This is a genomic window from Nocardia sp. NBC_00416, from assembly GCF_036032445.1.
Classification (GTDB): Bacteria; Actinomycetota; Actinomycetes; order Mycobacteriales; family Mycobacteriaceae; genus Nocardia.
In genome coordinates, this window is record NZ_CP107932.1 from 1,601,976 (window position 1) to 1,623,483 (window position 21,508).

Here is a 21,508-nt window from a genome sequence, read left to right on the forward strand (position 1 = left end):
GACACCGCGCCCGGCATAGGGGTCAGAGGTCGGGAGAGGGTGTGATCCGCTCCAGGACGCGCAGCGAGCTGGTAACCGAGACCTCCCGGAATTCGCCGCTGTCGAGGGCCCGGCGGTAGATGCCGTAGGGGGCCTGGCCGCCGTCGGCGGGGTCGGGGAATACGTCGTGGATGGCGAGACCGCCACCGGGGACGACCCATTTGGCCCAGCCGTTGTAGTCGCGGCCGGCGGCTTCTTCGGTGTGGCCGCCGTCGATGAACAGGAATTCGATCGGGGTGCGCCAGGTGGCGGCGACACGCGCGGAGGCGCCGACGATCGCGACGACCGTATCGCTCAGACCGGCGGTGTCGATGGTGTGCCGGAACCGGGGCAGTGTGTCGAACAGGCCGGTGACCGGGTCGACCAGGGAGGTGTCGTGGTACTCCCAGCCGGGCTGGTGTTCCTCGGAGCCGTGATGGTGGTCGACGGTGAACACCACGCCGCCCTGTGTGCGGGCCGCGGCGCCCAGCAGGACGGCCGATTTCCCGCAGTAGGTGCCGATCTCGGTGATGACCCCGCCGCGGCAGTACTTCACGGCCGCGGCGTGCAGCGCGCGCCCCTCCTCGTCCGGCATGAAACCGGTGGCCCGGCGGGCATGGTCGAACAGCTGCTCGTCGGTCAGCGGTGGAGCGGGGACTGGCAGGGGCATCGAGCCCTCCTTCGAATCAGGTACATGCGGGCCGCGGCGAAGGCGTAGGTATCCCATCACGGCGGCGACCGACAGTACTCGACGGGTCCTGTGCTGGGAGAAGGTTGATCCAACACCTGACCGACACTACTATCTAGACACATGTCCGAAGGCGATTCCAGAATTCTCGAGGCCACCCGGCGGCGCTTGAGCGGCAAGCAGGCGGACACCGTCGACAAACTCACCAAAGCGGCGATGGAGGTTCTGGCCCGCGAGGGTTTCGCCGGACTCACCATCCGCATGGTCGCCGGCACCGCGGGCGTCGGCACCGCCACCGCCTACACCTACTTCTCCTCCAAAGAACATCTGGTGGCCGAGATCTTCTGGCGCCGGATCCGGTCCTCGCAGTCCCCGGCCAGCCACGACGCCGACCCCACCGTGCGCGTACTGGCCGAACTGCGCGGTATCGCCCTGCTGGTAGCCGACGAACAGGAACTGTCGGGCGCGGTGACGAGCGCGCTGCTGGGCCGCGACCCCGACGTCGAGCACCTACGCACCCGCATCGGGGTGGAGATCCGCCACCGCCTCACCCGCGCCCTGGACCCCGAAGCCGACCCCGAAACCGTGGAATCGCTGGAGTTGCTGTACGCGGGAGCGCTGGTACGCGCCGGAATGGGCTACGAATCCTATGCCGATATCGCCGACCGGCTCGAACGCGCCGCGCTGCTCGTCCTCAAATGAACCGAGTCGGCGCCGTAGGGATCGGTGATCTCGTCCGTCAGATCGGTAGTGCGCCGCGACGTAGGCGGTTTCGCAACGAATGCGGTACGGCCAGCACTCCGGCGCCTTGAACTCGGGTATGTGAGCCTAGGCTCTCCAGGTCGATCGACACCCGCTGTGCCGCTGCACGTGCACCGAAAACCACATCCTGCACGGGGTCTATCAGGAGATAACCGTGATCCCCGACTCATCGGGCTCCTGGTCTTCTGGGGGTAAGCGATCGTCACCGCCACGCTCGACCAGCATGGTCGTGTACGCATCTGCCCGATCGTGTTCGGCTTGCGTCGGGCGAGGCTCGCTTCTTCGGTCGTTTGCTTCCACCCAGGCATCCAACTCGTCGAGCGAGTCCACCGGGCTTGTTTCTTGGCACCGATAGACATAGACATCATCGGCAGACACGCAGTGCATCTGGATTTCGTCGTCTCGGGAACACACCACTGACTCCACGCAGTGCGCAAACCCGTGTCGGGGTCGTCGGCGAGAGTGTCCCAGAAGTCGCCGGGAACGTGCTCGTACCAGTGCGCGGTTCCGAACCGCTGGCTCAACTGCTCCATCCGCCGGTACATCTCGAACCGATTCGGCGCCTCGGTCGAAAACAGCCCGGACCCCGACCCGCACCGCACGTCGACTGCGATCACGAGAGCTCGCGCGCGGGCCGAAACCAACCTGGACGCCGTCCTACTCCATGACCGGGATCCAGCCGCCCTGCTGACACTTTCCGCGCGAGTGTTCCTCGCCTCCTGGGCGCGTCGACCTCAGATCGGCCCGCACCACTCCGGCTCAGTAGGGGCCGATGGCGAAGAAGACCGCATTCGGCCTGCGGAACTCGAACGGCAGTTCGTCATCCAACCAGTCCTGCTCGACACCCCCGTCGAGATGTCCGTCGCCCTCACCCACGATCACACGCCATCTCAGTGGCTGCAGTTTCGCGATCACCCGACAGGGAAGGCTTCCGGGCACCCGGGTCCGGTGGCATTCGTAACGCACCGTCTCGATATTACCGACATCCGCATGTTTGCCGACCACTGGCGGTCGGCCGAAACCTCCAGGGCGACCTGGCAATAACCCCCTGGATCGTGCCCGCATCTACGGGTCGCCGCAGGGTGTGAGCCGGACACCGCGGCGGAGTCGGCTCTAGCTGTCCGCCACGGGGCGCCGGACATGGGAATAGACCAGCCGCGCGTACTCGCCGAGAATCTCGTCCAGGGACACCTGCTGACCGGCGGCGACCATCTGCTGGTACCCGATCAACAGGGCCATACCGAGTTCGGTGTCGATCGAGGCGATCCGCTCGTCACCGACGATGCCGAGGACCGTCTTGCGCACGGTGCGGCGCCGGGATTCGTCGACCCGTTTGAGCGCCACCGCCACCGCTTCGTCGTTGGCCGCCCACGCTCTGATCGCGGCCTCGGCCCGATGATGCAGGCCCAGGGTGAGATCCGACAGCGCGCGGATCGCATCGTCGGGGGTGGACGGATCGAAGTTCAGGGTGCGCAGGATCAGTACCTGCCGGTTCTCCCAATGATCGAGCAGCGCATCCACATACGACTGCCAGCTGCCGAAATGGTGATAGAAGGATCCGCTGGTCACCCCCAGCCGCCGACACAGCACGCCGATATTGAGATGCCGGAAACCGAGCTCTGACAGAACCTCCAGGCCGGTGTCGAAGTAGTTGTCCTTACTGACGATACGAGACATACGGCGCCGATCTCTTCGGTGAACGGGTGGGGGATTTCGAGGATCGAACAGTACCCCATCAGCAGCGGCGTCCGTTGCGGGTAGTGAAAGGTCACGACCCGGCCGGTGGCCGGGTCGTGCTACGAAAGACCGGGCGCCCGAAACGGACCGTGCCCGGACCGAGTCAGTGCAGGCGCACACCGAGCAGGGCGTCCACCGCGGCCGCGAGGTCGGCGCCGGCCTCGGGATCGGCGCCGCCGTAGGCGAGCGTTTCGGTCACCCACGCGTCGACGGCGGCGAGCGCTGCCGGGGTGTCCAGATCGTCGGCGAGGTGAGTGCGCAGCCGGGCCACGGTATCGGCGACGGGCGGCGCGGTCGCGGCGGCCGCCGCCTGCCGCCAGCGCGCCAGCCGCGCCTCGGCGTCGGTGAGCACACTGCCGGTCCACATCCGGTCGGCGCGATAATGCCCGGCGAACAGGCCGAGCCGGATCAGCGCCGGATCCACACCCTCGGCCCGCAGTTTCGACACCAGCACCAGGTTGCCCTTGGATTTCGACATCTTCTCGCCGTCGAGCCCGATCATCCCGGTGTGCACGTAGTGACGGGCGAACCGCCGCCCAGCGGCCAATGCCTCACCGTGCGCGGCGGAATACTCGTGATGCGGGTAGATCAGATCGCTGCCGCCGCCCTGGATATCGAATTCGGTCCCCAGCCGGTTCACCGCGATCGCGGCGCATTCGATATGCCAGCCGGGACGGCCCGGCCCGAACGGTGACGGCCACGACGGTTCCCCCGCGCGTTCGGCCCGCCACAGCAGCGCGTCCAGCGGATCGCGTTTGCCCGGCCGGTCGGGGTCGCCGCCGCGCTCGGCGAACAGCCGTTCCATGGTGGCCCGGTCGTATCCCGACTCGTATCCGAACTGCTCGGTGGCGTCGGTGCGGAAATAGATATCGGGGTACTCGGTGTCCTCGACCGTGTACGCCGCGCCCCCGGCCAATAGTTTCCCGACCAGTTCGACGACCTCCTCCACCGATTCGATCGCGCCCACATACTCCCGCGGCGGCAGCACCCGCAACGCCGCCATATCTTCGCGGAAGAGCTGGATCTCAGCGTTGCCCAGGTCCCGCCAGTCCACCCCGTCGCGCTCGGCGCGCTCGAACAGCGGGTCGTCGACGTCGGTGACGTTCTGCACGTAGTGCACATCGTGTCCGGCGTCGCGCAGGACACGGTTGACCAGATCGAAGGTCAGATAGGTGGCCGCATGGCCGAGATGGGTGGCGTCGTACGGGGTGATCCCGCAGACGTACATGGTTGCCGTGGTACCCGGGGTCACCGGGCGAATACAGGAGTCGGCGGTGTCGTGCAAACGCAACGGTGGCCCTGTTCCGGGGACCGCGGGAATCGGGGTGTCGGACCAGGACTGCATACCGTCGAGAGTAGAGGTCCGGGCCTACCGTGCCCCGCCCGCCCCGCCGCCGGGTCCGCGACCACTGTCACCGGTAGGCCGTGGACCTGCGACGACGCAGCGCCGAGGAGAAGACAACCATTGGCTTCAGACAGAGCGAATCATCGGACGACCCGTGCGACACCGATGTCAGAACGCTGGCCACGGGATGGGGCGGGCGGTCTCCGGGAACGGCATCACCGGCTCGTCCAGCAAACGTTTCGCGCGACGCAGCAGGGCGTCGATCTCGGCATCGGTGATGTGCTCGGCCAGCCCGTCGGCCAGTTCACCCGGCAGAGTGTCGGTGAACGCGCCGATATCGGCCAGCAGATCGGCGGGAACCGGTTCACCCGCCCACCCCCACAACACCGTGCGCAGCTTGTTCTCCTGGTGCAGGCAGATCCCGTGATCCACGCCGTACACATCGCCGTCGACCGATTCCAGCGCGTGCCCGCCCTTGCGGTCGGCGTTGTTGAGCAGAACGTCCAGCACCGCCATCCGCTGCAGCCGCGGATCGTCGGCGTGCAGCAGCGACACCTCGTCGCCGGCGCCGTCGTAGGCGCGCAGCACCTCCCGATAGCCGTCCGGCGCCAATTCCGGTGGGCACAGATCCACCAGGTCCAGCCGGGTGTCGCCGAGTTCGCGGGGTTCCCGGGCGGTGACCCAGCGCTGCACCATCCCGGGACCGTAGGGTCCGTCCCGCAACACCGTTTCCGGGATCACGCTCCAGCCGAGCGCGCGACAGATCAGATACGACGCCACCTCCCGGCCGGCGAGCGTACCGTCGGGAAAATCCCACAGCGGCTGCTCACCGCGCACCGGCTTGTACACCACCCGCACACCACCGTCGCCGACGGCCAGATCGCAGACCAGCGTCACATTGCTGGCAACCCCCACCCGGCCCAGCACCGTCAGCTCACCGGAGCGCAGCGCGTCCACAGGGCCGGACACGGTCACTCCTCCAGATCGTTCGCACCGAACAGTTCACCGCGCTTGTACCCGTTGGTGCGCACACACATGTGCCCGCGCGCCGACAGCGGCTCCCCGCACAGCGGGCACGGCGGCCGGCCCGCGGCGATCACCCGGGTGGACCGCAGCGCGAACTCCCGCGCCTGATCCGGGCTCAGGAACACCCGGACCGCGTCGGGACCTTCGTCGGTGTCGTCGAGCACCACCGATTCATCGACCTCGGTCTCGGTGATGGCCAGCAATTCGACGACCACTGCGCCCGCGTCGGCATCCCAGCCCAAGCCCATGGTGCCGACCCGGAACTCCGCGTCGACCGGCGTCACCAGCGGCGCGTTGTCGTTGACCTGGTCGGCCTGCGGCGGCACCTCCGCGCCGAAGCGCCGCGCCACCTCGTCCAGCAGCAGTCCCATCCGGTCGGCGAGCACCTTGACCTGCTGCTTCTCCAGCAGCACGCTCACCACCCGGGGTTCCTCCACCGCCTGCAAGTAGAACGCGCGATCGCCCGGCTCACCGACAGTTCCGGCGACGAAACGTTCGGGGGTGCGAAAAACATGGATTGCGCGTGACACATGCACCTCCTGATACGTGACCCTGTTCGGCTGCGGTGCTCCGCTGCGCCGTCTCCCGACGCGGACGCCGATTCGCCCGAAGCCGCCGAGAGGTGGCGCATCCGCCGGTATCGGGCATACCCATTATCCGTCTTTCCTTCCCGCCCCGATCTCACCGCCGGGCACCGGCCCCGATGTACCCGACTCGGCCGCCGGCGCGGGCGCCAGACCGGACAGGTCCGCACCGGTGTCGTTCACCCGGGCCACGAACGGTGCGGTGCGGGTGTAGCGGATGACACTGATCGACGCGGGCTCGACCATGATCCGCTGGAAGCCGTCGAGATGGATGCCGAGGGCGTCCGCGAGGACCGACTTGATCACATCACCGTGGGTGCACACCACCCACAACTGGTCCCCGTCGTGCAGTTCGGCGAGCGCGCGATCGTGCTCCCGGATCGCCGACACCGCCCGCGTCTGCACCTGCGCCAACCCCTCGCCGCCGGGGAACACCGCGGCCGAAGCATGCCGCTGCACGACCTGCCACAGCGGTTCCTGCAGCAGGTCGTGGATCCGGCGGCCGGTCCACTCGCCGTAATCGACCTCGGCGAGCCGATCGTCGACCACCGGTTCCAGGCCCAGTTCGGCGGCCAGCGGGGAAACCGTGCGCTGGCAGCGCAACATCGGCGAGGTGACGATCCGGGAGATCGGCAGGCCCGCGAGCCGATCGGCGACCGCGCGGGCCTGTTCGCCACCACGGTCGGTGAGTTCCACACCGGGACTGCGGCCCGCGAGAGTGCCGCTGGTATTGGAAGTCGATACACCGTGTCGCAGCAGGATCACCGTCATGGGGCCAGCCTAGTCGGCGCGTCCGCGCCCGGACGGCCGAGGAACCCGCGCCGAACCGGTCCGGCGGCGGCGTAACCCGTGCTGATCATGTGGCCGACACGACCCCGCCGGCGAGCAGGCCGATGATCACGAACCCGAGCACGATCCGGTATCCCACGAACCAATAGAACGAATGCTTCTCCACGAACCGCAGCAGCCACGCCACCGATGCGTAACCGATCACGAACGACACCAGTGTCGCCACCAACAACTGCAGCCCCGACGCGTTCAACCCCTCCCCGGCTGGTTCGAAAGCGTCGGGGAGACTGAACAGCCCGGACGCCGTGACCGCCGGGATCGCGAGCAGGAACGAAAACCGGACCGCCGCCTCTCGTTTCAACCCGCAGAACAGGCCCGCGCTGGACGTGGCCCCCGACCGCGAAACCCCGGGAACCAGCGCCAGGCACTGCGCAAAACCCATCACCAGACCGTCGCGGGTGGTGAGCTGCTCCAGCGGCCGCTGCTTGGGCCCGAAATGTTCGGCCGCGGCGATCACCAACGCGAACACGATCAGCATGATCGCCACCAACCACAGATTCCGGGCACCGGTACGAATCTGGTCCTTGAAGACGAACCCCAGCACCCCGATCGGAATGGTGGCGATGATCACATACCAGCCCATTCGGTAATCGAGGTCGCGCTGCGCCTCGGCATCCGGGTCGTAGCCGGCAGGTCCGTATCCGGTGATCACCGGAAGTTTGGTCGTGACCTGTTCACTGACCGGCACCGTCTCCCGGGAACGCACGGTCAGCCGCTCGAAAACCGTGGCGCACCACACCCGCACGATGCGCCAGATGTCCTTGGCGAAGAACAACAACACAGCGGCCTCGGTGCCGAGCTGGGTGACGGCGGTGAACGACGCGCCCGCGTCGCCGCCGAAGAACACCGAGGACACGATTCGCAAATGCCCCGACGACGAAACCGGCAGGAACTCCGTCAAACCCTGCACCACACCGAGCACCAACGCCTGCACCCAGGTCATCGACTCGCCAACCACACATCCTCCTGAACAACGCCGAAAACCCGCTCCGCCTTCGGTCTTACGGCACCCCGGCCGCATACGGGCACGGCGATCGACCGGCAGCGACCCTACAGTGCCGGCCCGACGGCACGCGCGGCGGCCGGTTCCGCGGCGGACACGCCACGCGGACGGTTCGTCCCGGACCGCCACCGCGCAGACACGCTCTAGGCTGGGCGCCGTGAGGAAACGTCGAACCGTGCCGTGTCTTCTGCGCACTGCCGCCCCCGGGCCCGACTCGCTGCTGCGGGACACGGAGACCCGGTGATGGAACAGCGCACCGTCGGCCGCAGTGGGCTGCGGGTTTCACGGATCGGGCTGGCCACCCACACCTGGGGCAGCCACACCGACGCCGATACCGCCGCCGCACAACTGATCGCATTCGCCGAAGCCGGCGGCACCCTCGTCGACACCTCCCCCGCCTACACCGGCGGCGCCGCACAGCGGATCCTGGCCGACCTCCTCGGTGACCTGGTGTCCCGCGACGAACTCGTGCTGTGCGCCGGCGCGGGCCTGGTCCCGCATCTGCCGGCGGTCCCCGCGGGCAGCGAACCGCCACCACCCAAACAAACACGGATCACCGTCGACTGCTCGCGCCGCACGCTGCTACGGCAACTGGACCGCACCCTGCTGGAACTGGGCACCGACCACCTCGACCTGTGGCAGCTCACCGCCTGGGATCCGCGCACCCCGCTCGACGAGATCGCCGCCACCCTGCAGTACGCCATCAGCTCGGGCCGCACCCGCTATGCCGGGGTCCGCGGATTCACCGCCTGGCAGCTGGCCAGCCTGGCCGCGGTCACACCCGTGACCGCGGTGCAGACACCGTATTCACTGCTCACCCGCGGCGCCGAAGACGACACCGCGCCCGCCGCCGCCCATCACGGCGCCGGCCTCGTCGCGACCGCCCCGCTCGCCGGCGGCATCCTCACCGGCAAATACCGCGACGGCGTCCCCGCCGATTCCCGCGCCGCCGACGAGGACACCGCCGCCGAGATCCGCGGCCGACTCGACGACGACCGGGCCACCGCCGTCGTCGACGCCCTCGTCACCGCCGCCGACGGACTCGCCACCTCACCGCTGGCGGTCGCGCTGGCCTGGGTGCGGGACCGGCCCGGGGTGGCGACCATGCTCGTCGGCGCCCGCGATATGGGCCAGCTCACGGGCGTGCTGGCCGCCGAAACCCTGGAACTGCCGCGCGCGATCGCCGCCGCCCTCGACGATGTGAGCTCCACCCCGTAGTGCGGGGGCGGGCGAGCACCACTCACACCCGCACGGATTAGCCTTGCCTCCATGAGGTATCACCGGGCCCGATCCGGACGGGCGCGCGCACTCCTGGCAGGCCTCGCCGCCGGCCTGCTCGTACTCACCGCCGCCTGCGACAGCCCCGAACCGGCCGACGCCACCGGACAGCAGGGCCCGGCCACCGCCGCCCTCGACAACCTGGACCCGGTACCCATCACCCCGCCGCCCACCCCGGCGCTGCCGGCCACCGTCCGCTCCTTCGACGGCTCCGACGTCACCGTCACCGACGCGAGCCGCATCGTCGCCGCCGACCGCTACGGCACCCTCGCGCAGATCGTGTGGGCACTCGGACTCGGCGACGATCTGGTAGGCCGCAGCACCGCCGCGTCGTTCCCCGCGGTCGCTCACCTGCCGAACGTCACCGGCGGCAACGGCGCACTCAACGTGGAATCGATTCTGGCGTTGCGGCCCAGCGTATTCCTCACCGACACCACCAGCGCCTCACCCGCCGTCCGGGAACAGTTGCGCGCCACCGGGATCACCGTCGTCTACTTCGACCCCGAACGCACCATGGACGGTGTGGTGCCGCAGATCGAGGCCGTCGCCGCCGCGCTCGGGGTCCCGCAGCGCGGGCAGGAACTCGGCCGCCGCACCAGCGACGAGATCGCGGCCGCCTCCGCCGCGGTCCCCGCCCCGGACCCGCGCCTGCGCATGGCGTTCCTCTACCTGCGCTCCAGCGCCATCACCATGCTCGCCGGACCCGGTTCCGGCGCCGACGCGCTGATCGCCGCGCTCGACGCCGAAGACGCCGGACAGCAGGCCGGACTCACCGAACCGTTCACCGCCATCACCAGCGAAGCCATGATCGCCGCGGCACCGGACGTCCTGCTGGTCATGACCGACGGAATGAAATCGATCGGCGGAATCGACGGAATCGTGCAGATCCCCGGTATCGCGCAGACCCCGGCCGGGCGCAACAAACGGATCGTCGACATGTCCGACGCGGTGCTGCTGTCCTTCGGACCCAACACCGGTCGCGTCATCTCCGCCCTGTCCGACGCCGTCTACGGCCGCACCGGCGCATGACGGTAGCCCTGGACAAGCCTCCCGGGCCGCCGGACACCGGTCACTCGCAGCGCCGTTTCCTGATCGCGTTCACCGTCGCCGCGATAGCGCTCGTCGCACTGGCTCTCGCGTCCGCCGCCATCGGGCAGGTACCCACCACACCCGCCGAGGTCGCCGGTAGCGTCGCGCACCGCGTCGGCCTGGACTGGGGCCCGCTACCCGCCCACCCCGCCGGTGAGGTCACGCTCTGGGAGGTCCGGTTCCCGCGGGTCGTGCTGGCGATCCTGGTCGGCGCCGCCCTCGCCACCGCCGGTGCGCTGCTGCAGGGGGTGTTCGCCAACCCGCTCGCCGAGCCGGGAGTGATCGGTGTGTCCGCCGGCGCCGCGGTGGGCGCCGGGACGGTGATCGTGTTCGGCGGCGCGTTCGTCGCCGCCTGGTCGGTGGCCGCCGCCGCGTTCGCCGCCGGATTGGTCACCACCGCGCTGGTTTACGTACTGTCCCGCGCCAACGGCCGCACCGAAGTAGTGACCCTCGTCCTCACCGGGGTCGCGATCAACGCGTTCGCGGGCGGACTCATCGCGTTCCTGCTCTTCGTCGCCAGCCCCGCCGCCCGCGACCAGATCGTGTTCTGGCAACTCGGCAGCCTCAACGGCGCCACCTGGGACGCGGTGGCGATCGTCGCGGCACTCACGGTCGCCGGGATCGCCGCGGCGATCCTGGTGGCGCCCCGCCTGGATCTGCTCGCCCTCGGCGAATCCGCGGCCCGCCACCTCGGCGTCGACGTCGAACGGCTCCGGCGGGCGGTGATCGTGATCGTCGCGGTACTCACCACCGCCGGGGTGGCGTTCACCGGCATCATCCTGTTCGTCGGACTCATCGTCCCGCACGTGGTGCGCATGATCGTCGGGCCCGGGCATCGCGCACTGATCCCGCTCAGCGCCGTCACCGGCGCCGTCGTCCTCCTCGCCGCCGACGTCGCCGCCCGCTCCCTGGTCGACAACGCCGACCTGCCGCTGGGCATGCTCACCTCGCTCATCGGCGCCCCGTTCTTCTTCTGGCTGCTACGCCGCACCCGAGCGCGGGCGGGAGGCTGGGCATGACCGCGACACCGCTGCGGCGCGGTCTCACCGGGCTGCTGCACCGCACCCACGACCTGCCCGCCGCCCCCGAAACCGGCACCGTCACACTGCGCGCCCACGCGGTCACCCTGGACCGGCACGGCGGCGGCGCCGGGACCCGGCGAATACTCGACGATGTCGATTTCGAGGTCGCGGCCGGTGAAGTCGTCGCACTCGTGGGCCCCAACGGCGCCGGCAAATCCACACTGCTCGCCGTCCTCGCGGGCGAACTGGAACCGGGACAGGGCAGCGTCGAACTCGGCGGCCGCCCACTCGACCGGTGGACGCCGATCGACATGGCCCGCCGCCGCGCCGTCCTCCCCCAATCCCATACGGTCGGGTTCCCGTTCACCGCCGCGGAGGTGATCGCCATGGGCCGCGCACCCTGGCAGCGCACAGCACGCGCCGACAGCGACGACGAGATCATCGCGGCCGCCATGGACGCCACCGACTGCACCCATCTCGCCGGACGGGCGTTCCCGAGCCTGTCCGGCGGCGAAAAAGCCCGGGTCGCACTCGCCCGAGTCCTGGCGCAGGACACCACGACCCTGCTGCTGGACGAGCCCACCGCCGCCCTGGACCTCGGCCACCAAGAGGCCGTGCTGACCCTCGCCGCCGCCCGCGCCGCGGCCGGCGCGGCCGTGGTGGTGGTGCTGCACGATCTGGCGTCCGCCGCCGCCTACGCCGACCGCGTCGCCGTCCTCGACGACGGGCGCATCGCGGCCGCCGGGCCACCGCGCGCTATCCTCACCGGCGAACTGCTCACCCGCGTATACCGGTACCCCGTCGAGGTCCTCGACCATCCCGGCACCGGCGCACAACTGGTCCTGCCCGCCCGCGGCCCTGTGCGTAACTGACCGCCACCCGGATCATTTCGGGTGCCAGACGAGTTTCAGCACCGCCGGGGTCAACAGCATCCGGATCACCGTCGCGTCCAGAACCAAGGCCGCGATCATCCCGTAGGCGATGTACTTCATCATCACCAGCTCCGAGAAACCGAACGCGCCGGTGACCACGATCAGGATCGCCGCCGCCGACGTGATCACACCACCGGTGTGCGCGATCCCGTACCGGATCGCCTCCGGCGCCGCCGCGCCCGCCGCCCGCGCCTCCACCACCCGCGACAGCAGGAAAACCTCGTAGTCGGTGGACAACCCGAACACCACCGTCACGATCAACACCAGCACCGCGAACATCAGCGGACCCGGGGTGAAACCGAACAACTCCGACCCGTGCCCCTCCACGAAGAGCCAGGTCAGAATGCCCAGGGTCGCGCCGAGCCCCAACGCCGACATCGCGACCGCCTTCACCGCCAGGATCAGCGACCGGAACGCCGCGTACATCAACCCGATCGCCGCCGCCACCAGCAGCAAACCCAGCAGCGGCAGCCCGTCCAACAGGCCGTGGATACTGTCGCGTTCCAGGGCCGGCACGCCCGCCACCCGCACCTGCACACCCTCGGGTTCCTCGATACCGCGCAGTACCGCGATCGCGGTATCGGCGCCACGATCGTCCACCAGACCCGCTTCGAGCACATTGATCCCGTCGCGGGTGGGCGCGGCCGGCTCGAACGGCCCGGTGAGGCCGGGGGTGGCGTTGGCCTGCAACCGGATATCGCTCAACTGCGCCGCATCCGCGCCCGTCACCACCAGGCGCAACGGTTCGGTCCGGAAACCCGGGAACAGCGCGTCGAATTTCTCCTGCGCCATCCGCGCCGAATTGTCCGCGGCCAGATACTTCTCGCTCAACCCCCCGAACTCGATATGCCGGAACGGCACCATCAGCAACAGCAGGCCCAGCACCACCGGCACGATCACCGCCCACGGCCGCGCCATCGCCCGCACCGCCAGCCGGGAGAAGATTCCGCGATCGATCTCGGCCTCCGTACTGGCCCGCGCGAACCGCCGCCACTGCCACAGATCGATCTTCTCGCCCACCAGGGCGAGCATCGCCGGAAGCGCCGTCACCGACAGCAACGCCGCCAGCAGCACCGAACTGATCCCCCCGTACGGCACCGACCGCAGCACCCCGTTCGGGAAGATGAACAGCGCCCCCAGGCTCACCGCGATGATCGCCGCCGAGAACAGCACCGTACGGCCCGCGGTCGCGACCGTACGCGCCACCGCCTCCTCGACCCCGCGGCCCGCCGACAGCTCCTCCCGGAACCTGGTCACCGTGAACAACCCGTAATCGATCGCCAGACCCAGACTCACCAGCGTCACCACCGCGCTGGCGAACACGTTCACATCGATCGCACCGGTGAGCAACCGCATGATGCCCTGCGTGCCCAGGATCGTCATCCCGCCCACCAGCACCGGCAGCAACGCCGCCACCACCCCGCCGAACACGAAATACAACAGGATCGCCACCAGCGGCAGCGCGATCATCTCCGCGCGCCGGATATCGTCCTGCATCCCGGTGTTGATGCCCTCCACCACCGGCTGCAACCCGGCCAGCTGCACCGTCGTCCCGGCCGGGCCGGTGCCCGGACCGTCCGCGACCAGATCACCGAGAATCGCCGCATAATTGTCGACCGTCGCCGACCCCTCGCCCCGCAACCCGATACTCGCGAACGCGTACCGACGGGAATCGTCGGCGAACTGGCCCGACAGCGCACTGTCCCAGTAACTGTCGATCCGCAGCACCTGGTCCGGATGCTCCCGCAGCAACCCGTCCAGCTGCGCGACGACCGCCGCCCGCACCTGCGGATCGTCCACGGTTCGGCCGGCGGGCGCGGTGTACAGGGCGATCACATCACTGTCGGTATCCCGACCGAATGTCGCGTCGGCGAGTTTCGACGCCGCCACCGATTCGCTCGACTCGTCGAACCAGCCCTCCTGTGTCAACCGATCCGCGAGATCCCGCCCGTACAGACCCGATACCCCGACGACGAACAAGAACACCACCAGCACCGCGACCCGGTGCCGGTACACGAAACGACCCCACCGGTACGGTCCCGCCGCGAACACCTCCGGTGTCCCGCCGCCTACCCGCACGCCGCGGTGCGGTAATCGGCCGAACGCAGGATCCCGCACAGATCTGTCCGCGACAGCTTCCATGCGCCGTCGAGGTAGATGAAATGCACCACCGTGGTGCGGACCGCGGTCCCGGAACCATCTTTGTCCAGCCGCAAGGTCGCCGTCACCGTGCCGTCGTGGTTGTCGAAAACCGGATCGGTCACCCCGTATACGGCTCGCGGATTTTCCCGCAACGCCTTGTACATATCCGGGATCGTGTCCGTGAACGCCGCCCCGTCTTCGATCAGCGCCGTCCGCTCCGAATCGGGCAGCGCCGGATCGAGTGCCCGTTTGATCTGCCCGTCGAGCTCCGTGGCCGTCGGTAACGACCGCGTCGCCAGCTCACGCGACGTCACCGCCGACGACGAGGACAACGCCGCCTTGGCCGATGAGCGCGCCGCGGCGACCGCTTCCTCGTCCACACCGGACCCGCAGCCCGCGACCGCGGCCGCCGCGAGAACCGCGAGCAACATAATTCCGGCGCGTGATCCGCGCACCGGCCGAAGAACAGGTGTATACCGCATCACGTCCTGCATACCACCATTCACTACATACCCTCGATCACCGACCCGATACGCGCCAGCAGCGCTCGCACCGTCGGAACATTACGGCCCCGCGGCGGCTCCGCGGCCGTCGGCAGCAGATCACGCACCAACGCCACCACACTGCGCGCGTCGTCGAGATCGGTGTCCTTGACATGGGTCTCGGCGACAGCCACCACATCCTCCGGACCCGGCACCTCCGCATCCAGGTCCGCCCGATAGATCTCCAGGCGCAACGTCGCCCGTACCGTCCGGAACGCGAACGACCGCCCGTCCCCGGTCCGACCGAACCCGTGCGCGAACGGGCCCGTGGTCACCTCGTCGGCAGAAAAACCCGACAACTCGTGCATCGTCAACTCCTGACCTCCGCACCGCCTGATCCGTACGGTAACCCGGCCCACCGGAGGCCGCCCGCCGACACCCCACATACCCCGCTGCCACGCCGCCCAACCGCGTCGTGATCAGATAATCGAATGCAGCATCGGTCGTTTCCGGACACAGTGCGCCGGATTCGGCGCCGGAGACCACGCGCTACCGCCGCCATCGCCCTGTTCGCCGCCGCCGTCCTGCTGACCGGCTGCTCGAACGATTCCGAACCCGGCCCCGGTGACGCGCCCACCCGCGAACCGGCGACGCCCGCCGCCTCGCCACCGGTCACCACCGCCCCCGCCGGACAGGTCTTCCCGACCCCCACACCGCTCACCGCCCTGGTCAGCGACCCCGGCAGCGGCAACCTGGCCGGACTCGACGACAGCCGAACCGTCCTCACGTTGCTCACCCCCGCCACCGAACCGCCCACCAGCCATCAGGTGCGACTCCCCGCCCCGGCCGCCGCGATCGCCGCCGGCAGTCCCGGGCAGATCCTCGCCGCCACCGACGGTGCGATCCTGCGCGTCGACGCCGCCACCCGCGCCGTCACCCGGATCCCCGTCGACGGCGACCTGCGCAGCGTACGGTCGCGACCCGACGGAACTCTGTTCGCCGGCACCGCCGACGGTCGCGTCCACATTCTCGACCGCGACGGCCGGCTCCAGCACACCGTGTCCGGCCTCGTGTCGGCCGACGCGCTGGCCCTCACCGGAGACACCCTCGCCGTCCTGGACCGGCACCAGACCCTGCTCACCGAAATCGAGCCCGGATACGACCGGCTCGGACTCGCGCTGCGCGCGGGCACCGGCGCCGCGAATCTCGTCGAAGCCCCGTACGACCGGGTCATCGTCACCGACCCCGACAGCGGCCAACTCATGGTGTTCACCACCGAACCGCTCGTCCTGCGTCAGCGCTACCCGGTAGGATCGTCGCCTTACGCACTCGCCTATGACCGGCGTTCTGACACCGTATGGGCGACGTGCACGCAGAGCAACGAGATCGTCGGCTACGACCTGTCGACGGGAATACCGCGCGAAGTGGGCCGCTACCCCACCGTCCGGCAACCGAACGCGGTGACCGTCGACGACGCAACCGGCGATCTCTATATCGGCTCCGCCACCGAACAGGGTCTGCAGCGCATCCCCGCGGACCAGCGCAAGAGAGGGCAATGATGGCTTCCACTCCACGTGCGGCGACCTCGCGCACCACGCTTCCGGCCACCTGGGACACCAGCAGCGACGACTACGAATACGTACCGCTGCGGCTACCGCCCGACGTCACCCGGGTCACGGCCTCGATGCGGCTGTCGATCCAAGCCGAATACGGCGGCTGGGAACTCTCACGCGTCCGCGCCTACACCGACGGCAGCCGCCGCGTCCTGCTGCGCCGCCGCAAGACCGCCCTCACCAGCCCCGCGGGGCACACCTCGGAGCTATGACAGTGCTGTACCGATCACTGCTCCAGTTGATGTTCCTGGTGCCGCCGGAACGCATCCACCGGATCGTTTTCGCGGTGATCCGCGCGGCCACCGCCCTCGCCCCCACCCGGGCGCTGCTGCACCGCCTGTTCGGCGTGAACGACCCGATCCTGCGCACTACTGCGTTCGGGATCGAATTCCCGGCCCCGCTCGGCCTGGCCGCCGGATTCGACAAAGACGCGACAGGCGTGAACGCCTGGGGCTCACTCGGCTTCGGATTCGCCGAGATCGGCACCGTCACCGCCGCCGCCCAGCCCGGTAACCCGCAACCCCGTCTGTTCCGGCTCCCCGACGACCGGGCGCTGATCAACCGGATGGGCTTCAACAACCACGGGGCCGCCGCGGCGGCCGCGCGCCTGCACGGCCGTCGGCCCGGCGTCCCGATCGGCGCCAATATCGGCAAGACGAAAGTCGCGGACGCCGCGCACGCCGCGGACGACTACGCCATCAGCGCGCGCCTGCTCGGCCCGCTCGCCGATTTCGTGGTCGTCAACGTCAGCTCCCCCAACACCCCGGGGCTACGGGACCTGCAGGCCGTGGAATCGCTGCGGCCGGTGCTGCGGGCCGTCCTGGACAGTGTGCGGGTGCCCGTCCTGGTCAAGATCGCCCCCGACCTGTCCGACGAGGACATCGACGCCGCCGCCGATCTCGCCGTGGAACTCGGCGTAGCCGGGATCGTCGCCACCAATACCACCATCGGCCGCACCGGGCTGGCCAGCCCACCCGAGCAGGTCGCCGCCATCGGCGCGGGCGGCCTGTCGGGCCCGCCGGTGGCCGACCGGTCACTGGAAGTGCTGCGGCGGCTCTACGCCCGGGTCGGCGACCGCCTGGTCCTTGTTTCCGTCGGTGGAATCGAAACCCCCGAACAGGCGTGGGAACGCATCCTCGCGGGGGCCTCGCTGCTCCAGGGGTACACCGGCTTCATCTACGGCGGCCCGCTCTGGACCCGGCGCATCCACCGTGGCATCGCCGACCGGCTGCGCGCCGGCGGTTACCGCAGCCTGACCGACGCCATCGGCGCCGGTCACGCCGCCCACCGCGGGTAACGTCGGCCGTCAGGCCGCCGAACCACTGCGAATCGCACCCGGGCCACCCCGGTAGGGAGCCCCCGGGCCGTGCAGGAACTCCGACTCCAGCAACCGGGCCTGCACCCGGTTCGCGAGCAGATGCACGACCTGCTCCCACACCAGCCCGAGCAGATCCACCAGGGCGATCGCGTGCGCGAGCGCCTTCTCGTTGTTCACCAACGCCGGGTCGGACAGGATCTCGTCCACTTCCATACCGGCGTAGGCCTGCTCGAAGGACAGCGCCCGGCCGGGCAGCCAGCTCAACTGCCACCACGACCCGTGCCGGGTCTGCGCGCGTTCGGCGAATTCGGGGGAGATACCGCTGGTCATCAGCCAGTCGGTGATATGGATGGTCACAGCTGCCTCCTCAGGGGGCTCGGCACCGAGACCGGGCCGGAGAATCGGCCGGCACGGCATCGCTGCCGTCGAGCGTCGGCGGATCGCGGGGCACTCGACGCCTCCGCAGAGGACGGCTCCAGATCCGCACCGGCACGATCGCTGTCGCGCCGCGACTCGTATCGGGATCCGTACACCAGGGCTGTCCTCACTGTCACCACCAGGCCCTCCCGTTCCTGTGATAGCGGAAAAAGCTCCCTCAAGTGTGTCATTTGACAGTTCCGCGGGTCAATGCCAATGTCAAACGCCATTTGCACTATGGTTATTGCCAGAACCTGCAGCGCAGAAACCTCCGGATGACGGCGGAACGAGAGAAAGGCAGTCGAATGGCCCCTTACGACGACACCGTCATCGTCGCCATCCGCAACATCCTCACCCGCCTGTGCAAACGCTCCGGACTCAGCCAGGAACGACTCACGACCACCGAAATCGACGTCACCCCCCTCCTGGAACTGCCGGTGATACGACGCCACGCCGAACTGCACGGCATCCCACCCGTCGACGCCGTCCTCCCGGTCATCCGCGAACTCGCCACCAAACTGCCGCCGACATTCCGTGTGATCGCCGACGCCGAACTCTCACTCGGCCTGCTCAACAACCCCGAGCCCGGCGGAATCGACCCGCGCGCGCTCTACTCCCAAGACCTCGGCACCCGGCGCGAGTACCTCTCCGCACACTGGCGACGCCTCCACGAAATCGCCGACGCCGACCCGATCCCGCCCGCGCCCACCGTCCGCTCACTGCGCGCCGCACCCGAACGCAGAGCATTCACCGCGCTCGCCGCCCTCATGGTCACCGGAGCCGTACACACCGGCGACCGATCCGGCCACGCCACCACACTCCGCAACACCGGCTCCACCGTCGGCACACTCACCGTCATCGGCGACGCCGTGATCGACCACGTGTACCAGGTGGAGAGGATCCCCGACGCCCGCGGGTTCACCCGCGGGCGGTTCAGCGAAAACCCCGGAGGCAAAGGGCTCAACTGCGTCGTCGCCGCAGCACGCCTCGGCATCGACGTGCGATTCGTCAGCACAGTCGGCGACGACGCCGCCGGCCATCGAATTCTCGACTACCTGCGCTCCGAGAACATCGACACCTCACTCGTCAGAGTCGTCCCCAAAGCCGCGACACCGATCACCGCGCTCATCGTCAACCGCACCGGAGTCACCGGAACGATCGCCTGCACCGATGATCGGATCCGCCTGACCGACAACGAACTCGGCAGCAGCGTCGTACGGTCCGCGCTCACCGACTCCGATGCCGTGCTCCTCACCCTCGAACCACCGCTGCCAGTGATAGACCAAGCCCTGACAACCCTGCACTCGCTACCCGAACGTCCACTGGTACTGGTCACCGCAGCCGAAGTCGACGCACCACAGGTCCTCTACCGGTACCTGTCGTCGATCGACTACCTCATCGGTTCCACCCGAGAACTCGACTACCTCGTTCCCGAGGTCCCGGCACGATCCGGTCCACATATCGCCGAACTGCTCCAAATGCTCGGCGCGCGTGCGGTCTGCGTCGTCGAAGATTTCGAATGCACCGTCCGCTCCGACCAGATCGCACTCGACATACCGCGCTTCCAGGCAGCCGCCTTCACCGATATCCCGGGCTCCCGATCCGCCTTCACCGGCGCCCTCATCTACCGGCTCCTGTCCAAGCGCGGCGACCGCACCGAACCGGAACAACCAGCCGACGAACACGATTTCACCTGGGCCACCGCCGCCATGGTCGCCACACAATCCTTCTCCGGAGACATCCCCGGAACGATGCCGAAAGTCGGCGATATCGACCGAATCGTCCGGCTCACCGCCGAAAGACACTGAGCGGGCCCGACACCCGACGATTCCGCTGCCGAGACCGGACACCGGTTCTACCGGCGCGGACACGAGTCCTATGTGCGCGTCCTCGCCGTCGACGGAAACCCCGACCTCGGCCACCTGCTGATCTTCGGCTGGCCGGACGACGGCTGCCTGGTGCGCGTCCACTCCAGATGCCTATACGGCGAAGCTCTCGGCTCCCAGGACTGCGACTGCGGACCCGAACTCCACAAATCCGTGGACCTCTTCCAAGAAGCCGGCTCCGGAATCCTCGTCTATCTCGAACAAGAAGGACGCGGAGCCTGACTCCTCGCCAAAGCACTCGGCTACCGAGAAGCCGAACGCACCGGAGCCGAGTCACCCGGATGATCTCTCGCGACGGTAACCCCACCTCGCTCGGGCAGGCGATCGCACACTACGGGCGGATCTTCAAGACCCTGCACATCCTGCGCCTGGCCGACGACGAACCCTACCGGCGCGAAGCCAAAGCCCAGTCCAACCTTCAGGAAGGCCGCCACGACCTGGGCCGTGCCATCTTCCACGGCCGCAAGGGCGAGATCACCCGCGGCTATCTCGACGGCATGGAGAACCAGCTCTCGGCACTGGGCCTGATCCTCAACATCGTGGTGCTGTGGAATTCCGTCTATAGCGACCGGGCCCTGGCCGCGCTGCGGGAACAGGACTATCCGCTGCCCGCCGGTACAACAACCGGGCGGTGCCGGTCTGCCACGCCACCACGTCCACCGTCCCGCCCTTCGCCTCACCCGGGCGCACCGGTTCGCGGTGTCCAGGTCCGAAACGTCGAGTTCCAGTAATTCCTCTGCGCGAGCGGCGGTTTCGTACAGCATCGTCCACAGCACCCGCTCCCGCAGCGGCACGTCCAGGCCGAGGATCGCGGTCACCTCCGCCCGGGTGATCGCCCGTGACCGGTCCGCCGGCACCAGCCGGGGCCGCAACCTAGGTACATGCGGCCCGCAACGACGCGAGCCGGACGTTGAACGTCTACGCCGACGCCCCGCCCCACCGGAACCGGAACCAGCCGTCGACCCGATCAGGATCCAGCAACCCGGCATCGGAGTCTGCACCGAACCCATCAACCAGAGCGGCCAGCGCGATGCCGTAGCCGCGGCGGGTGTTCGCCGAGCCGACCGTGTTCAGGTAGATATCGCGTGCGTCGGCCAGACGCACGCTCTGCCGAATCGACCGGACGTTGCTCGACCCGGCCATCGGGCCCATCCTCCCTCGGTCCGACACCTTTCAAGATCATCCACATTATCGCAGATAATTTGCGGAGTCTCCCCGCTCCGGGCGAGGCATCACGCCATGCCGGATCCGGGTCTATCGCAGATAGTACGTTCTTATCTGCGGTAAATCCTTAGCGCGACTTTTCACGGATTTGGA

The 21,508-nt window shown here is 68.8% G+C and carries 25 protein-coding genes; 11 read left to right on the forward strand and 14 right to left on the reverse strand.

All coding sequences use genetic code 11. The features are described from left to right. Positions 1-22 precede the first annotated feature (22 nt). Positions 23-688: a class I SAM-dependent methyltransferase gene (locus tag OG804_RS07105; RefSeq protein ID WP_328395124.1), complete on the reverse strand. Its 666-nt coding sequence runs from the start codon at positions 686-688 to the stop codon at positions 23-25. A 141-nt stretch (positions 689-829) separates the two neighbouring features. Between OG804_RS07105 and OG804_RS07110 the strand changes: the two genes are divergently transcribed. Further along, a complete protein-coding gene (locus OG804_RS07110; RefSeq protein WP_328395126.1) occupies positions 830-1,408 on the forward strand; it encodes a TetR/AcrR family transcriptional regulator in 579 nt (192 codons plus the stop codon). 201 nt (positions 1,409-1,609) lie between these two features. Here OG804_RS07110 and OG804_RS07115 read toward each other — a convergent pair whose 3' ends face one another. The 8 genes from OG804_RS07115 to OG804_RS07150 all read right to left on the reverse strand — a co-directional run bounded on the left by OG804_RS07115 (position 1,610) and on the right by OG804_RS07150 (position 8,030). Continuing rightward, positions 1,610-1,846 (reverse strand): hypothetical protein, encoded by a 237-nt coding sequence (locus tag OG804_RS07115; RefSeq protein ID WP_328395128.1) that lies wholly within the window; start codon positions 1,844-1,846, stop codon positions 1,610-1,612. Between the two features lie 381 nt (positions 1,847-2,227). After that, entirely contained in the window at positions 2,228-2,350 is a 123-nt protein-coding gene (locus OG804_RS07120) for a hypothetical protein (RefSeq protein ID WP_328395130.1), read from the reverse strand. A 231-nt stretch (positions 2,351-2,581) separates the two neighbouring features. Then, positions 2,582-3,145: a TetR/AcrR family transcriptional regulator gene (locus OG804_RS07125; protein WP_328395132.1), complete on the reverse strand. Its 564-nt coding sequence runs from the start codon at positions 3,143-3,145 to the stop codon at positions 2,582-2,584. A gap of 163 nt (positions 3,146-3,308) precedes the next feature. Next, positions 3,309-4,550, reverse strand: coding sequence for a cysteine--1-D-myo-inosityl 2-amino-2-deoxy-alpha-D-glucopyranoside ligase (gene mshC, locus OG804_RS07130; RefSeq protein ID WP_328395134.1), 1,242 nt, complete (start codon positions 4,548-4,550; stop codon positions 3,309-3,311). A 168-nt stretch (positions 4,551-4,718) separates the two neighbouring features. Further along, positions 4,719-5,525 carry an SCO1664 family protein gene (locus OG804_RS07135; protein WP_442941759.1) on the reverse strand — a complete coding sequence of 269 codons (807 nt, stop codon included), beginning with the start codon at positions 5,523-5,525 and terminating at the stop codon, positions 4,719-4,721. Continuing rightward, positions 5,522-6,106, reverse strand: coding sequence for a DUF3090 domain-containing protein (locus OG804_RS07140; RefSeq protein WP_328395138.1), 585 nt, complete (start codon positions 6,104-6,106; stop codon positions 5,522-5,524). Before OG804_RS07140 ends, OG804_RS07135 begins: the two co-directional genes overlap by 4 nt. 123 nt (positions 6,107-6,229) lie before the next feature. Continuing rightward, positions 6,230-6,931, reverse strand: coding sequence for a histidine phosphatase family protein (locus OG804_RS07145; protein WP_328395140.1), 702 nt, complete (start codon positions 6,929-6,931; stop codon positions 6,230-6,232). Positions 6,932-7,016: 85 nt separating this feature from the next. Then, positions 7,017-8,030, reverse strand: a complete 1,014-nt coding sequence (locus OG804_RS07150; RefSeq protein WP_442941760.1) for an undecaprenyl-diphosphate phosphatase — start codon at positions 8,028-8,030, stop codon at positions 7,017-7,019. Positions 8,031-8,255: 225 nt separating this feature from the next. Here OG804_RS07150 and OG804_RS07155 point away from each other — a divergent pair, with 225 nt between their 5' ends. The 4 genes from OG804_RS07155 to OG804_RS07170 are packed head-to-tail and all read left to right on the forward strand — an operon-like array spanning position 8,256 to position 12,273. Next, positions 8,256-9,230 carry an aldo/keto reductase gene (locus OG804_RS07155; protein ID WP_328395142.1) on the forward strand — a complete coding sequence of 325 codons (975 nt, stop codon included), beginning with the start codon at positions 8,256-8,258 and terminating at the stop codon, positions 9,228-9,230. 51 nt (positions 9,231-9,281) lie between these two features. Continuing rightward, positions 9,282-10,319, forward strand: coding sequence for a heme/hemin ABC transporter substrate-binding protein (locus OG804_RS07160; protein WP_328395144.1), 1,038 nt, complete (start codon positions 9,282-9,284; stop codon positions 10,317-10,319). Then, on the forward strand, positions 10,316-11,398 hold the full coding sequence (locus tag OG804_RS07165; protein WP_328395146.1) for a FecCD family ABC transporter permease: 1,083 nt from the start codon (positions 10,316-10,318) through the stop codon (positions 11,396-11,398). Before OG804_RS07160 ends, OG804_RS07165 begins: the two co-directional genes overlap by 4 nt. Beyond that, positions 11,395-12,273 carry a heme ABC transporter ATP-binding protein gene (locus tag OG804_RS07170; protein ID WP_328395148.1) on the forward strand — a complete coding sequence of 293 codons (879 nt, stop codon included), beginning with the start codon at positions 11,395-11,397 and terminating at the stop codon, positions 12,271-12,273. Before OG804_RS07165 ends, OG804_RS07170 begins: the two co-directional genes overlap by 4 nt. A gap of 12 nt (positions 12,274-12,285) precedes the next feature. Here the strand turns inward: OG804_RS07170 and OG804_RS07175 are convergent, their stop codons facing one another. Genes OG804_RS07175 through OG804_RS07185 form a run of 3 tightly spaced genes read right to left on the reverse strand, consistent with a single transcriptional unit; the run spans position 12,286 to position 15,325 of the window. After that, the gene (locus tag OG804_RS07175; protein WP_442941859.1) at positions 12,286-14,412 is read right to left on the reverse strand and encodes an MMPL family transporter; all 2,127 of its coding nucleotides are present in this window, start codon (positions 14,410-14,412) and stop codon (positions 12,286-12,288) included. Continuing rightward, positions 14,403-14,930: a hypothetical protein gene (locus tag OG804_RS07180; RefSeq protein WP_328395152.1), complete on the reverse strand. Its 528-nt coding sequence runs from the start codon at positions 14,928-14,930 to the stop codon at positions 14,403-14,405. The genes OG804_RS07175 and OG804_RS07180 overlap by 10 nt, the downstream gene beginning before the upstream one ends. A gap of 50 nt (positions 14,931-14,980) precedes the next feature. After that, entirely contained in the window at positions 14,981-15,325 is a 345-nt protein-coding gene (locus tag OG804_RS07185; RefSeq protein ID WP_328395154.1) for a hypothetical protein, read from the reverse strand. 123 nt (positions 15,326-15,448) lie between these two features. Between OG804_RS07185 and OG804_RS07190 the strand changes: the two genes are divergently transcribed. Genes OG804_RS07190 through OG804_RS07200 form a run of 3 tightly spaced genes read left to right on the forward strand, consistent with a single transcriptional unit; the run spans position 15,449 to position 17,867 of the window. Beyond that, entirely contained in the window at positions 15,449-16,516 is a 1,068-nt protein-coding gene (locus OG804_RS07190; RefSeq protein ID WP_328395156.1) for a YncE family protein, read from the forward strand. Beyond that, positions 16,516-16,782 carry a DUF5703 family protein gene (locus tag OG804_RS07195; protein ID WP_328398275.1) on the forward strand — a complete coding sequence of 89 codons (267 nt, stop codon included), beginning with the start codon at positions 16,516-16,518 and terminating at the stop codon, positions 16,780-16,782. Before OG804_RS07190 ends, OG804_RS07195 begins: the two co-directional genes overlap by 1 nt. A gap of 5 nt (positions 16,783-16,787) precedes the next feature. After that, positions 16,788-17,867: a quinone-dependent dihydroorotate dehydrogenase gene (locus OG804_RS07200; protein WP_328398276.1), complete on the forward strand. Its 1,080-nt coding sequence runs from the start codon at positions 16,788-16,790 to the stop codon at positions 17,865-17,867. A 9-nt stretch (positions 17,868-17,876) separates the two neighbouring features. On the opposite strand, the gene OG804_RS07205 is transcribed toward OG804_RS07200, so the two are convergent. Next, positions 17,877-18,245: a hypothetical protein gene (locus tag OG804_RS07205; protein WP_328395158.1), complete on the reverse strand. Its 369-nt coding sequence runs from the start codon at positions 18,243-18,245 to the stop codon at positions 17,877-17,879. Positions 18,246-18,610: 365 nt separating this feature from the next. Here OG804_RS07205 and OG804_RS07210 point away from each other — a divergent pair, with 365 nt between their 5' ends. The 3 genes from OG804_RS07210 to OG804_RS07220 all read left to right on the forward strand — a co-directional run bounded on the left by OG804_RS07210 (position 18,611) and on the right by OG804_RS07220 (position 20,922). After that, complete coding sequence (locus OG804_RS07210) at positions 18,611-20,113, forward strand: carbohydrate kinase family protein (RefSeq protein ID WP_328395160.1); 1,503 nt, start codon at positions 18,611-18,613, stop codon at positions 20,111-20,113. Between the two features lie 72 nt (positions 20,114-20,185). Further along, positions 20,186-20,413, forward strand: coding sequence for a hypothetical protein (locus OG804_RS07215; protein WP_328395162.1), 228 nt, complete (start codon positions 20,186-20,188; stop codon positions 20,411-20,413). A gap of 59 nt (positions 20,414-20,472) precedes the next feature. Continuing rightward, positions 20,473-20,922 carry a Tn3 family transposase gene (locus OG804_RS07220; protein WP_442941761.1) on the forward strand — a complete coding sequence of 150 codons (450 nt, stop codon included), beginning with the start codon at positions 20,473-20,475 and terminating at the stop codon, positions 20,920-20,922. Between the two features lie 187 nt (positions 20,923-21,109). On the opposite strand, the gene OG804_RS07225 is transcribed toward OG804_RS07220, so the two are convergent. After that, positions 21,110-21,334: a hypothetical protein gene (locus OG804_RS07225; RefSeq protein WP_328395164.1), complete on the reverse strand. Its 225-nt coding sequence runs from the start codon at positions 21,332-21,334 to the stop codon at positions 21,110-21,112. Between the last annotated feature and the right edge of the window lie 174 nt (positions 21,335-21,508).